Below are 13120 nucleotides of genomic sequence, written 5' to 3'. Positions count from 1 at the left end.
GTGGAACCAGGCGGCCAGCAGGTCATCTCAACGGTCCGGCAGGGCGGTGGCCATGACGCTCATTCTGCTCTCCTTCGCGATTCGCGGGACAGCATATGCCGGTAGCCGATATATATAGCCGCATGACAGATCGTTCAATGCAGGAGCCGACGCTGCTCCTGCTCACGGCGCTCGCCGATGCCCCAAGGCACGGCTATGCGCTCATCCAGGAGATCGCCGTGATCTCCGGCGGCCGGGTGAAGATGCGCACCGGCACCCTCTACGGAGCCCTGGACCGTCTGCTCGGGCAGGGGTTGATCCGGGTCGAGAGCGAGGAGATCGTGGATGGCCGGGCCCGCCGCACCTACGCGCTCAGCGACTCCGGGCGCGAGGTACTGAGCGCCGAGGCCGAGCGGCTGCGCGCCGTCGCGGCCGAGGCCGAACGGCGGCTGTCCGCCGTCCGCCCGCGCATGAAGGGAGCCTTCGCGTCATGAGCGAGCGTGTACTGAGGCTGGCGCTCCGCCTGCACCCGGTCGAGTACCGGCGGGAGCGGGGCGAGGAGATCGCGGCGGTGTTCGCGGATACCACGGCGGACGCGGGCCGTTGGGCCACCGCGCGCGAACTGTTCGACCTGGCGGGGCACGGCGTACGGGCCCGACTGGGGCTGCGCTCCAGCGGGACCCTCGCGCGGCTGGCGGCGATGGTCGCGCCCTTCGCGGCGGCCGCGGCGGCCGGCGTCTCGCTGATGGACCTCTACATGCTGGCCCGCGACTGGCTGCGCCACGGGGACATGGCCCTGTGGGTTCCGTCCGCCGCGCCGTACTACTACGCGTACTGGATCAATCGAGGCAGCGAGGCGCTGTTCCTGGCCGCGGCCGGCGCCGCCGTGCTCGGGCGGTGGACGGTTGCGCGACTGCTCGGGCCGTTCGCCGTGCCGCTCGCGCTCGTGGCCTGGTCCCTCCAGAACTACGGCTACCTGGCGCACCACCCCACCGTGTGGATCCGGGAGCTGGTCGGCTTGTTCGTCCAGGTCGGCCCCCAGGCGCTGTGGGTGCTGATCCTGCTCATCGCCCCGCCGGACCTGCTTGGTCCGGCCGTGCGGCGGCGAGGCCTGGCCGCGGTCGCGGGGGTGCTGTTCGGCGGCGTGTTCTGGGGTCAGGCGGTCATGTTCGAGCTCTTCCGATCCCTGCGGATGTTCGACCGCGTTCTTCTTCAGGGCTTCCCGGTCTGTGAGCTGCTGCTCCTCCTGGTGGCCGTTCCGATGCTGAGGCGTGGCCGGTACGCCCCTGCGGCGGCGGCGCTCGCCGGCGCCCCGATCGGCCTGGTGGTGCTGGTGGCGACGCTCCACGCGCTGTGGAGTCCGTACAACAGGGCCGAGGCCCTGGCCGTGCTCGGGGTGCTCGGGGTGGTTGCCGTGGTCGGGGTGATCGCTGTGGTCGCGATGGAGGCCCGCTGGCGTTCGAGTGCGCCCGATCGGAGGCCGCCGGCGGTCGGTTGATCGTTCTACGGCGTTGAGGGGTCGCCGAGCAGGGGTTCTCCGCGGCAAGGCAGGCTCGAACCGGTCGCGGACATGGCCGCTGACGGTCTGACGCCCTTCATCGCCGACTTCGCCGCCGTCCGAGCCGCCGTGGACATCCCGCTGCGGGTCATGCTCCGGTTCGCGGACGGCTTCGCGCCGGGGAGCCTGGACGATCTGGTGCGGCGGGCCGGTTAACTGCTCGCCGAGGGAGCCGAGGAGTTCGTCCTCGGCTTCCTCGATGCGGGCGGCTGGGTGGACCTCGCCGCCACCCGGACGGTCTCCGACGCCGTGTCCGGCTGCCAGTGGACGTTCCCGAGCGATCGACCACAGCGCGGACCGAGCCGCCGTAGGGGCCGCCGTCGGCGAACTGCCCGGGCTGGACACCTTCCTCACCTCTGGGGCGCCGGGGGGCGTCGACACGGGCGGGAGGTACTGGCAGGCGAGCCCGCCAAGGCCGGCGACCCCGGCTGCCGGCAGCAGATCCTGGTCGGCGGCGGGCTGCGCGCCGAACACGTACCGGCCCTGCGGGCGGCCGGCTTCGACGCCTTCCACGTCGCCGGGGTGGTCCGGACCGGCGGGTGGGCCGGTCAGGTCGACACCGCCGAGGTCGCCGAATGGCGGGCTCTCGGCTGAACGGCCGGTCGGCACGGGGGTTGCTGGTGCCGGTCCACCACCGTCTACCAGCGCATTGTGACGGCCTTCAACCAGCATCCCGGGCGGGTCTTCCGGGTTCGCGACCTACACGAACTCCTCGGCCTGCCCGCCGAAGAGCCCTCGATCAACGTCACCCGCTCCCGCCTGGGACGACTCGTTCGTCAGGGACTCCTCGGCCAGCCCGGACGCGGCCGCTACCAGAAGCGGACCTGACGTCCTCTGAGCGAGCCCTCGCCCCCGCGGTGACGTGCCGGTGGCCCACGGGCCGTCTCAGCCGTACCAGGAGACCTCGGTCAGCCGCGCCCGGCGGGGCACCTCGTGCTCCGGCATCGGCAGCCGCGCGCCGGCGTCGACCAGGACACTGCCCGGCTCGCCGCGCACATGGCCGGGCAGGCTCACCTCGACCTCGATGGGACGCGGCGGCTCGGTCGGCAGGACGGTGGTCAGCGCCCGCACCTGCGCCCCGTGGCCGTGGACGCGCTCGACCGCCACCGCCTTGCCGTCCACCAGGAGCTCCAGCTCCCGGGTACCCCCAGATGCACCCCGACCGTCACCGAACAGCCGGCATGCTCGCGGTGGAAGTGGTAATCGCGGCCCATGACCGCCTCCGATCGGGGAGAGTTCCCTCCCTCCATCGTGACACCCGGTGACAGCGAACGGCAGGTCGAGCGCGATCGCGGCACTGCGCACTGCGCACTGCGCACATCGCGGCAGGATCCGCGGGACGGACCTCCCGATCCGGCGGCCCCGAGCGGTACGGAAGACTGGGCGGCGGAAGCACCGGGAGAGGGAGCCCTCGCATGCAGATCCGAACCGCCGGACGGCGTCGCTCGGCGGCCGCGCTCGCTGCCGCCTTCCCAGGGGCCGAGATCATCGACGTGACCTCGAAGGCCTCCGAGCCCTGGGTCCGGCTGAGCCCGTTCTATCCGCACGGCGGCATCCCCGTCCCGTACGCGGAAGGCGTCACCAGCCAGTCGGTGGAAGGGATCTGGCAGGCGCTCAAGGTCTTCGAGTCCGTCGATGTCGACGCCGCAAAGCTCCGCATCACCACCATGAAGGGCCTGAAGCGCACCGTCCGGCGGTTCGGCCCCGTCCAGGGCCACCGCACCGGGCCGACCGGGGACGGCCTGCTCCCCTACGAGACGGCACGGCGGCGGATCTACCTGCCCGCGTACCGGTGGGTCCTGGAGAACCGCGTCGCCGATCTGGTCGAAGAGCTCCGCGGCAAACCGGACGTCGTCCTGCTGGACTACACCACCAACGGCGACATCACCGATCCCCGGACCCCGCTCTCCCACGCGGAGCTGATCCGGCTCCACCTGGAGGACCGCTGGCCGTCCGAGGACTGACCCCACCCCGTCGGTCCCCGCCCCGGGACACCGTCAGGGGCGGGCGCCGATGTTGGGAAGGGCCGCGAGCGCCTGAGCCGCCTCCGTGGTGTCGCGGGCGTCCGGGGCCTGCGGCGCCGGCACGGTGGTGCCGTACTGCGCGTACTCGACGGTCGTGTTGAAGGAACCGGTGGCCGCCGCGATCCCGTAGAGCGCCTTCACCGGCACCCCCTCCGGACCGATCCAGACGGTGATCGTCTCCGAGGTGAGGCGGCCCGCCCGGTACCGGTCACGGAGCTGCGCCGACGAACCGGCGTCGGCGCCGCGGGCGGCCAGGGCGGCGAGCTGCTCGGCACCGAGCATGCCCGAGTAGACGGTGACGCCGGGCCCGGCCCCGGCGTCCGGCCCCATGGCGTCGACCTCGACGGCGGCACGGAGCTCGGTCAGCACACTGACGGGATCGATCCGGCTGAGCTGGTAGGGCAGCAGGGCGAGCCCGGAATCGCGCGCGGTGGCGGCGAGACCCAGGGTGTCGAAGGCGATCCAGTGCCGACCCTGCAGCTTCGAGGTGACATCACTGCCGTAGCGTCCGTACACGCGCTGCCCGGCGTAGCGTGCGGTGAACGGGTCGGGCTCGGGCAGGAAGCCCTTTGCCGCGTCCGACGTCCTCGTGTCCGCGGCCATTTCGCCAGTCAGGCCGTTGCCGCCCCAGGCCAGTGCACCGTGCAGGTCGGCCTCGGTGTACATCGCCGCGAGGCGGCCGCGGATCGTCACGGAACCCGCCGAGGTCACCTTCTTGAGGGCCGCGTCCACCGCGGCCGCGGCCGCCCCCGGGCCGGTCGACGCGGAGGCCGACGCAGGCACCCCGGACGCCGTGACGGAGACCGACGGGCTCGGCCCGCTCCCGGCGGTGACGTGCTGCGCGCACCCGGTGGTCGCGGCGATGACGGCCATGACGGCGGCCCGCCACAGCGGCCGGTGTCCCTGCACAGGAGCCCCCAGTGGAATCGTTTCGCACACGGTAGCGATCATGGCTGCGGTGCGGCAAGACACCTCGGACCGGCTTCGCGAAGCCGGTTCCGTGCCGGGGTCGTACCACGCCGAGCGCCCCCGGCACGGCGGTCAGGACCGGCCGACCGGCGCCTCCGGACAGGCCGCCGGTGCAGGGGCGGTGAGCCCCAGGCGACGGGCGGCGGGCAGGACGGCGGCGCCGAGGACGAAGCCGTAGACCGTGACCAGCCCATGGGCGTTGCCCTGCCCGACCCACAGCACCAGCCCGACGACGGGGACGCTCACCGCCAGGAGCCGCTGGGTGCGGTCGGCCGTACCGAACAGGAGGGCCGCCGCCAGGGTCGCCGCGAGGAAGTACGTCGCGCCCGAGCTGCCCGCGAAGTTGCGCGGATCGGTGCTGCGGGCCGTCTCGCCGAACAGTGCGTCGATCTGCTGCGGGAGCAGGATGCCCGCCGTGAAGAGGAGCAGCATCAGCGGCCCCCGCCAGAACCACTGGGCCAGGGCGGCGATCACGGCGATGGTCGCGATGTTCCACACGGCGCCCAGGACACCGCCGTTCTGCATGAAGACCGAGGTGAACACCCGCCACCAGCCGGCCCTGCTCGGGTCCGCGTCGAACCTGGCCATCGCCCCGGACCAGGTCACCTGCAGCACGACGGCGCCCACGGCGAGGGCGGTGAGCCCCACCGCCGCCCACGGGACGGGCCGCCTGCGCAGCGTGTCCTCGCCCACCAGGGCGATCCCGCTCTTGAACATCAGCACCATCAGTGCCGCGGTGGTCAGATTGAACAGTACGGTGCTCACGTGTGTCGTCCCCCGTTGACGGTCCGCAGCTTCGCGGTCGGCCCACGATAGCGAGCCCGGCCGCGTGCACGACAACCGGTCCGATCATGCCGCGGCCCGCACGACGCGGAGAGGTGACGCCCCGTCGGAATCGCCCCCTCCACGCCGCGGGACCCGGCCGGTCAGGCGGGTCCGAGCCGGCGGCGGGCGGCCTCGACCGTCTGGGCCAGCAGGACGGCGATGGTCATCGGCCCGACGCCGCCGGGCACCGGGGTGATCAGGCTCGCCCGCTCGGCAGCCGCCCCGAATTCGACATCGCCCACGTTGCCGGGGCCGTAGCCCGCGTCGACCACCACGGCACCCGGCTTGATGTCCGCGCCGCGGATCAGCCCGGGCCGCCCGGTGGCGGCGACCAGGACGTCGGCCTCCCGGACGAGCGCCGGGAGGTCCGCGGTCCGCGAGTGGGCGTAGGTAACTGTGGCGTCCCGCCCCAGCAGGAGCATTCCGGCGGGCCTGCCCAGGATGGCACTGCGGCCCACCACGACGGCGTGCCTGCCGGCGAGGTCGACGCCGTACTCGTCCAGCAGCCGCAGGATCCCGCCGGGGGTGCAGGAGACGAAGCCGGGCAGGCCGAATCCCATCGCCGCGAACGAGTGCGTGGTGACGCCGTCGACGTCCTTGTCGGGAGCGATCGCCTCGAAGGCCGCGCGTTCGTCGATGTGCGGCCCGACCGGGTGCTGCAGCAGGATCCCGTGCACCTCGGGGTCGTGCGACAGCGCGGCGACGGCCTCGACCAGTTCGCCTGTGCCGACCGAAGCTGGAAGGGCGATGTGCCGCGAGCGGATGCCCGCCTTGGCGCACCGGGTCTGCTTCATCCGCACATAGGTCACGGACGCCGGGTCCTCGCCGACCAGCACGGTCGCCAGGCAGGGCGCCGTTCCGGTGCGCCGGCGGATCTCCTCCACCGCCGAGGCGGTCGCCGCGTTCACCCGGCGGGCGAGGCCGGCACCGTCCATCAATCGGGCCGTCGGTGTCCTGGTCACGTGCCACTCCTGGGCGTCGTGGGAGTCGCCCAGGCGCACGGCATCGACGGAGTGTCAGGCCGCTCCCCGGTGGTCGTCCACCTCAGCGCCAGTCACGGCCCGTCCGCACTCTAGCGCGACCTGCGCCTCCCAGCGGGCACCGGCACCCGGTGCCCGGTGGCGGTCGGTGCGTCAGTAGGCGAGGAACCGGACGAGTTCGGCGGTGAGTTCGGTGGGTGCGTCCAGCGCGATGAGGTGGGCCGCGGTGGCGAACTCGACCAGGTCGGCGCCGGGGATGGCGGACGTGTACCGGCGGGCGATGTCCTGGAAGTCGGCGATGTCGAGGCGGCCGATTCCGACCAGGGTGGGAACACCGATCGTGGCCAGGTCGCCCGCCGGGCCGCCCTGGGAGTGCTCACCGACGGCGTCCTGGTTCACCAGCGACGTCCGTACCGGGTCACGGAGTCGGTCGGCCAGGCCCGGGGCGACGTCCTGCCAGCTGCGGGCAGGTCCGCGCAGCCACATGTCCAGGTTCACGCCGACCGCCGTGTCCAGGTCGCCCGCGGCCAGGGCCGCCGTCTCGGCCTCGTCGTACGCGATCATGTCCGAGGACCAGTCATAGCCGGGCCACGGCGGGGCGAGCAGGGCCAGTGACCGCACCCGGCCCGGGTGGGCGAGCGTGAAGTTCACCGCCACGCGGCCGCCCCAGGACGCGCCGACCAGCCGGACACGATCGAGACCCAGGTGGTCCAGGAGGCGGCACAGGTCGTCGGTCTCGCGGAACGGGCCGGCCGGCGGTGCGGACTCGCCGAAGCCGCGCAGGTCGTAGCGGATGACCGTGTACTGCTCCGCGAGCACGGGCACGACCGCGTCCCACATCCGGTGGTCGGCGACACCGGCATGCACGAGCACGAGGGGCGGACCTTCACCGATCACGCTGTAGGAGAGGTGGCCGAGGTCGTCGGCAAGGATGAGCATGCCCGGATCCTTGCAGGCCGGCACCGCACCGGCCACCGCATTTGCCGCTCCGGAGGACAGCGGACGGTGCCTCCCGGCGGCACCCGGCATGCCGAACGCCCCGGAGCGGCTGCGGGCCGCTCCGGGGCGCGTGCGGAGGCGGTGCCTGGCGTGCGGAGGCGGTGCCTACGAGGGGTACGAGGAGGACTCGGACAGGTCGGCGGCCGTCCCGCCCGGGGCCTGCGCAGGCACCGCACCGTACCCGGGCTGCCGGCCGCGGGCGCGGCGGGCGAGCGGGACGTAGAGCAGGAAGGACACGGCGACCACCACGATCCCGTAGGTGACCGCCTGGGTGCCGCTCTCCACGTACTGCTGCCAGGCGGCCCAGGCGCAGACGGCCAGCAGGCTGACCACGATGCCGCCGATGCTCCACCAGCCGCCGGGGATCCGGTAGGGCCGGTCCAGCTCCGGCTCCTTGAAGCGGAGCGCGATGAGAGCGGCCACCTCCAGCAGGATGCCGATGTTGGTGAGGAAGACGTCGAAGATCACCAGGTTGGTGAAGCTGCTGAGGCAGAACACCGCGTAGATCACCGACGAGCCGACCACCGACGCGATCGGGACGCGGTAGCGCGGGCTCTCCTTCGCCACCCAGGCCGGGAAGTAGCCGTCCTGGGCGAGCACCAGCGGCAGGCGGGAGTTGGAGGCCAGCAGCGCCGAGAACATGGCCACCGCGGCGAACATGCCGCCGACCGTGACGGTGATCTGGAGCCACGGGCCGGCCAGTTGCTCGGCCACGGCGGAGAAGGACCCGGCCTCCCAGTTCCGCCAGCCGGCGTCGCCGTCCGCCCCGGTGGCGAGCGAGGCGATGGTGGGAAGCAGATAGGCCACCATGATCAGGACGACCGAGATCGCGAGCGCCTTGGGCAGGTGTCGGCGCGGGTTCTCCATCTCTCCGGCCACGTTGGACACGCTGTCCCAGCCGCAGTAGTTCCACATCACGATGAAGAGCCCCGCGCCGAACGCGTTCCAGGTCGACTGCCCCGCCTCGGCGGTCATCGAGGCGACCGGGTTGATGCCGTCGCCGACCAGGTGGGCGATGCCGATCCCGGAGAGGATCAGCATCGGCAGCAGGCAGACCACCGCGAAGACGACCGACGACTCGCCGACCCAGCCCGCGCCGAGCAGGTTGAGCAGGGTGAAGACCACGATCACGGCCAGACAGATGAACCAGTTCAGGTCGAACTGCAAGTGGCCCATCCGGAACAGCACGTGCTTGCCGGGCGCGACCGCACCCACCAGGCTCTGCAGGTAGCTGGTGAAGAGGACCGGGTAGACCGCCATGTCGACGAAGCTGCAAATCCACTGCAGCAGGCCCTGCTGGAAGCCCCAGAACTTGCCGAGCCCGCGCTTCACCCAGTGGTAGTAGCCGCCCTCGACCGGGATCGCGGTGCCGAGTTCCGCCACCACGAGCGCGTGCGGCACGCTGTAGATCAGCGGGGTGACCACGATCAGCAGGATCGCCATGCCCGGACCGGAGGTCGAGAACAGCTCCTCGATGCCGTACGCGCCACCGGACACACTGAAGAAGATCAGCGCGACCAGCGGCATCAGCCGCACCCGTCGGGGGCGGGCAGACGGGTCGGGACGGGGTCCACCGGAACGGCGGTCATGGTCACCTCTGAGTGGTCGGCGCGCGAGTCGTGTGCCCGGATCACCCGGGTGCGCGAAGCAACGCGGCGCCACCACGGCAGGTGGGCGCCCGTGACCGTACAGCCCCCGGGGACGCCGCAGGTCAAAGGACCCGACGACGTCCTTGGGAGTCTGTGGCCTGCGATCCGTCACCGCAATCGATCACCGTGACAAGGGTTGTGTGACGCCTTTGACACTGTGCAGACGCCGGCACGGGTCGGGTGGCCGCTACGGACGCCAGGGGTGGACCGCGAATCCGCCGCCGTCCCGCCGGACCTCGACCGCGCCGCTGCCGCCGAAGTGCGCCGGGACGACCAGCTCACGCTCCGCCGCGGCCCGGTCGAGGATCCGCCGGCGGCTGTCGGCCGCCTGCGCCGGGTCCAGACAGAAGCAGCTGCTGCACTCGGGGCGGAGGATCTGCACCGGGCTGTGCAGCACGTCCCCGACGAAGACCGCCCGGTCGCGGCCGGAGGCGAGGCGCAGCACCGACGAGCCGGGGTGTGGCCGGGTGCCGACTCGAGGACGAGGTTGTCGTCGATGCGGTGGGTGCCGTCCCACAGCTCGACCTGCCCGGCGCGGTGGACGGGTGCGATGCTGTCCTCGTAGATCAGCCGGTCGTCCTCGCGCAGGCCGCCGCCGTAGCCGTTGGCCGGCCCGAAGTGGAAGTCGTCGGCGGCCGGGACGAGGTACCGGGCGTTGGGGAAGGCCGGCACCCACTCGCCGTCGGCGTCGGCCGTGTTCCAGCCGACGTGGTCACCGTGCACGTGGGTGTTGACGACCACGTCCACGTCCTCCGGCCGCAGCCCGGCCCGTGCCAGGCGCTCCATGAAGTCGCCCTGCCAGTGGTGGAAGTTCGGCGAACCGGGCCGTTCGCGACCGTTGCCGACCGCCGTGTCGACCAGCACCGTCCGGCCGCCGCTGCGCAGCACCCAGGTCTGCAGGGCGACCGTCGCGCGGTCGCTGTCGGGCTCCCAGTGGTCGGGGGCGAGCCACTCCTCGTTGTCCTTCCACAGCGCTTCGGCCGAATCCGGGACCAGTGTTCGGGCGGGGGCGAACGCGCCCTGCCACTCGACGATCCGGAGGACCTCGACGTCGCCCAGGGTGAATCGGTCTGTGCTGTCGCTCGTCATACCGACGATCGTAGGCAGGCCGGTTGAGCGTTCCAATGCCTCCTCGCCTCAGCCGGATACGCGTGCGTCTCATGTCCGAGGCGGGGTTAGGCTGTGCCGGTGGACGTGGTCAGTGACGCCATCTCAGCCGTGCGCATCGGACAGCCGTCCTCGAACCGGCTCCGGGTCGGCGGGAGTTGGTGCACCCGTATCCCGGGGTACGACGGCGCGGGGTTCCATGTCGTACTGGCCGGCACCTGCTGGCTGCTGCCGGACGGCGGTGCCCCGGTCGCGCTCGGCACGGGCGACACCGTCCTGCTGCCGCACGGCACCGGCCATGTCATCGCCGACTCCCCCGTCGACGCGGCGACGGCCGCCCGGGCACTGCCGTTCGACCTCGACGGCGGCTTCGACCCCGGCCCCGACGGACGGCTCCCCCGCCGGCCGGCGGCCGACGGCCGCACGGCCCCGGCCACCGGGCCTCCGGCCACCGGGGCCCCGGTGGAGGTGGAGGTGCTGTGCGGCAAGTACCGGCTCGACCGCAGCCGCGTCCACCCGCTCATGGCGGAGCTGCCGCAGGTCGTCCACCTGCCCCACCGGGTCGGCGGCCATCCCGAACTCCGCGCCGCCATCGACCTCCTGGGCAGCGAGCTGGCCGGCCGGCGGCCCGGCGGCTGCGTCGCGGTGCCGAGCCTGCTGGACCTCCTGTTCGTCTACATGATCCGCTCCTGGATGGCCGAGGCCGCCACGGGCGCCTGGCCGGCCGCGCTGGGCGACCCGGTGGTCTCCGCCGCTCTGCGGGCGCTGCACTCGGACCCGGCCGCGCCCTGGACCAACGAGCGGCTCGCCGCCGATACGGGGGTGTCCCGCGCCACGCTGGCCCGCCGTTTCACCGCGCTGGTCGGCCGCGCCCCGATGGCGTACCTGACGTGGTGGCGCCTCACCCTCGCCGCCACCCAGCTCCGCGAAACCCCGCACGCCCTGGCCGCCGTCGCCCGCACCGTCGGCTACAGCAGCCCGTACGCCCTCTCGCACGCGTTCGCCCGGGAGTTCGGCACGACACCGGGCCGCTACCGGGCGAACGCCCGGCCGCTCCGCCCCTCCGCACCGCAGACCGGGGCGCCGTAGGCCGGACGGCCGACGGGGTCACCGCACCGCGCCCGGGGGCCGGGCCCGGACGGTGCGGGCGGCTTCTCCTAACGGGTGCCACCGGTCGCTCGCGAGCCGCGGCACGTGTTTACGTGAAGCTGATGGACCGGCACCGGGCGGCTCGCGTCCGGCGTCGTGCACGTGTGCCACCGCTCTGCGGGAGCGTCCCGCTTCGATTCCTCCGACGCCATCGGTGTGGGCACCGTTCGCTGGGGTGCACGGGCCGGAGGTGTCATCGCCACGGAAAGTTGCACCCATGACATCTCCGCGTTCCCCGCGCCTCCCGGCGTTCGCCCGCCGCGCCGAGCGTCCCATGGCGGGCCTCGGTGTGCTGGCCCTGGCCGCCGCCGGCGCGATGGCCGGGCTGGCCCCGGGCGTCGGTTCGGCCTCCAGTCACCGTGAGGCGCCGCTGATCGCGGGTGACCCGCGGGCGGACAACACCGACGTCTACGCCTTCGTCAGCCCCGACAAGCCGGACACCGTGACGCTGGTGGCGAACTGGATCCCCTTCGAGGAGCCGAACGGCGGGCCGAACTTCTACGCGTTCGCGGACGACGCCCGCTACAACATCAAGATCGACGCCGACGGGGACGGCAAGGCGGACACCACCTACACCTGGACGTTCACCGGTCACTACCGCGACGACGCCGACCAGTTCCTCTACAACACCGGTGTCGTGAAGAGCCTCGACGACCCGACGCTGAACTACCGCCAGACCTACACCCTCACCGAGACCGGCCCGGACGGGTCGACGAAGACCCTGCTGAAGGACGCCCCGGCCGCGCCGTCCAACGTCGGCAAGGCGTCGATGCCCGACTACGCCTCCCTGCGCAGCCAGGCCACGCTGAACCTGCCGGGCGGCGGCCAGACGTACGCCGGCCAGGCCGACGACCCGTTCTTCCTGGACCTGCGGGTCTTCGACCTGCTGTACGGCGGGAACCTCAAGGAGTCCGGCCACGACACGCTCACCGGGTACAACGTCAACACCATCGCGATCCAGGTGCCCAAGAAGGACCTGGCGCTGAAGGGCGACCCGACCCGCAACCCGGTGATCGGCGTATGGTCGACCACCGACCGCAAGGGTGCGGCGGTCGTCGACAAGGGCGGCGAGGGCAAGGGCGGCACCGACTGGCGGCAGGTCTCCCGTCTCGGCAACCCGCTGGTGAACGAGGTCGTCGTGCCGCTGAAGTACAAGGACGCGTTCAACGCCCTGACGCCGGACAAGGACCACACCGTCACCCCGGTCGTCGACAAGGTGAAGGACCCGATCGTGCCCAAGCTCGTCCAGGGCATCTACGGCATCCCGGCGCCCGCCGCACCGCGCAACGACCTGGTGGAGATCTTCCTCACCGGCCTCTGCAAGGCCTGCGGCCCCGTCCAGGCCGACCTCAACTCGCAGCTGCTCAACGCCGATGTGAAGAAGGACGCGTTCGTGCCCTCGGAGGAACTGCGCCTGAACCTCGGCGTCGCCCCCGCCACGACGGCGAACCGGCTCGGCGTCCTCGGCGGGGACCTCGCGGGCTTCCCGAACGGGCGGCGCCTGGCGGACGACGTCGTCGACATCACCCTGCAGGCCGCGGAGGGCGCAGCGCAGACGGGGAAGATCGTCCCCGCGCTGGCGGCCGGTGACGGCGTCAACACCAACGACCACGCCTTCGGCAAGCAGTTCCCCTACGTCGCGCTGCCGAACACGGCGGCCGTCAACCAGGCCGTGTCGGGCAATCCGGACGGCGGGGTCGCGGCGGGCCTCGGCGGGCTGTCGCTGAGCCGCTCCCCGATCGCCGGCTACGCCGCGATCGGCGGCGGCGCACTGCTGACGGCGGCCGCCGTGGTCGCCCTGCGTCGGCGCCGGGCCTGAGGCGTGGCGCACGGTCTGCGGCCCCGCCGCGCGTCCCTCCCCGGAGGGGCGCGCGGTCGGGC

General features: G+C 72.6%; 12 protein-coding genes, 2 pseudogenes and 1 riboswitch. Of the genes and pseudogenes, 7 read left to right on the top strand and 7 right to left on the bottom strand.

Annotated features, from left to right (window positions below; genetic code table 11):
• Positions 1-122 precede the first annotated feature (122 nt).
• From ABEB13_RS38050 to ABEB13_RS38035, 4 genes and pseudogenes are all read left to right on the top strand, one after another.
• Positions 123-473, top strand: a complete 351-nt coding sequence (locus ABEB13_RS38050) for a PadR family transcriptional regulator (RefSeq protein WP_345709182.1) — start codon at positions 123-125, stop codon at positions 471-473.
• The gene (locus ABEB13_RS38045) at positions 470-1477 is read left to right on the top strand and encodes a hypothetical protein (protein WP_345709181.1); all 1008 of its coding nucleotides are present in this window, start codon (positions 470-472) and stop codon (positions 1475-1477) included. Before ABEB13_RS38050 ends, ABEB13_RS38045 begins: the two co-directional genes overlap by 4 nt.
• A gap of 51 nt (positions 1478-1528) precedes the next feature.
• Positions 1529-2131: pseudogene (locus tag ABEB13_RS38040) on the top strand (copper homeostasis protein CutC); the annotation flags it as partial.
• Between the two features lie 57 nt (positions 2132-2188).
• Complete coding sequence (locus ABEB13_RS38035) at positions 2189-2365, top strand: type IV toxin-antitoxin system AbiEi family antitoxin domain-containing protein (RefSeq protein ID WP_345709180.1); 177 nt, start codon at positions 2189-2191, stop codon at positions 2363-2365.
• A gap of 57 nt (positions 2366-2422) precedes the next feature.
• Here the strand turns inward: ABEB13_RS38035 and ABEB13_RS38030 are convergent, their stop codons facing one another.
• Positions 2423-2659: a hypothetical protein gene (locus tag ABEB13_RS38030; protein ID WP_345709179.1), complete on the bottom strand. Its 237-nt coding sequence runs from the start codon at positions 2657-2659 to the stop codon at positions 2423-2425.
• Positions 2660-2952: 293 nt separating this feature from the next.
• Between ABEB13_RS38030 and ABEB13_RS38025 the strand changes: the two genes are divergently transcribed.
• Positions 2953-3501 carry a DUF6939 family protein gene (locus ABEB13_RS38025; protein ID WP_345709178.1) on the top strand — a complete coding sequence of 183 codons (549 nt, stop codon included), beginning with the start codon at positions 2953-2955 and terminating at the stop codon, positions 3499-3501.
• Positions 3502-3534: 33 nt separating this feature from the next.
• On the opposite strand, the gene ABEB13_RS38020 is transcribed toward ABEB13_RS38025, so the two are convergent.
• The 6 genes and pseudogenes from ABEB13_RS38020 to ABEB13_RS37995 form a co-directional block, all read right to left on the bottom strand.
• Entirely contained in the window at positions 3535-4470 is a 936-nt protein-coding gene (locus ABEB13_RS38020) for an SCO4651 family lipoprotein (RefSeq protein WP_345709177.1), read from the bottom strand.
• A 132-nt stretch (positions 4471-4602) separates the two neighbouring features.
• Complete coding sequence (locus ABEB13_RS38015) at positions 4603-5295, bottom strand: hypothetical protein (RefSeq protein ID WP_345709176.1); 693 nt, start codon at positions 5293-5295, stop codon at positions 4603-4605.
• A 161-nt stretch (positions 5296-5456) separates the two neighbouring features.
• Positions 5457-6317 (bottom strand): bifunctional 5,10-methylenetetrahydrofolate dehydrogenase/5,10-methenyltetrahydrofolate cyclohydrolase, encoded by an 861-nt coding sequence (locus ABEB13_RS38010; RefSeq protein WP_345709971.1) that lies wholly within the window; start codon positions 6315-6317, stop codon positions 5457-5459.
• 20 nt (positions 6318-6337) lie between these two features.
• A riboswitch (ZMP/ZTP riboswitch) is annotated at positions 6338-6423 on the bottom strand.
• Positions 6424-6488: 65 nt separating this feature from the next.
• Entirely contained in the window at positions 6489-7274 is a 786-nt protein-coding gene (locus ABEB13_RS38005; protein ID WP_345709175.1) for an alpha/beta fold hydrolase, read from the bottom strand.
• A gap of 165 nt (positions 7275-7439) precedes the next feature.
• A complete protein-coding gene (locus ABEB13_RS38000) occupies positions 7440-8861 on the bottom strand; it encodes an APC family permease (RefSeq protein WP_345709174.1) in 1422 nt (473 codons plus the stop codon).
• A 309-nt stretch (positions 8862-9170) separates the two neighbouring features.
• A pseudogene (locus ABEB13_RS37995) lies at positions 9171-10072 on the bottom strand (MBL fold metallo-hydrolase).
• A gap of 99 nt (positions 10073-10171) precedes the next feature.
• Here ABEB13_RS37995 and ABEB13_RS37990 point away from each other — a divergent pair.
• Together ABEB13_RS37990 and ABEB13_RS37985 are read left to right on the top strand one after the other, a co-directional pair.
• The gene (locus tag ABEB13_RS37990) at positions 10172-11179 is read left to right on the top strand and encodes an AraC family transcriptional regulator (RefSeq protein WP_345709173.1); all 1008 of its coding nucleotides are present in this window, start codon (positions 10172-10174) and stop codon (positions 11177-11179) included.
• 277 nt (positions 11180-11456) lie between these two features.
• Positions 11457-13058 carry a DUF4331 domain-containing protein gene (locus tag ABEB13_RS37985; protein ID WP_380232017.1) on the top strand — a complete coding sequence of 534 codons (1602 nt, stop codon included), beginning with the start codon at positions 11457-11459 and terminating at the stop codon, positions 13056-13058.
• Positions 13059-13120 lie beyond the last annotated feature (62 nt).

The organism is Kitasatospora paranensis, from assembly GCF_039544005.1.
In the GTDB taxonomy this organism is placed as follows: domain Bacteria; phylum Actinomycetota; class Actinomycetes; order Streptomycetales; family Streptomycetaceae; genus Kitasatospora; species Kitasatospora paranensis.
Note: the sequence above shows the minus strand (reverse complement) of the source record. Positions and strands in the feature narration are given on the sequence as shown.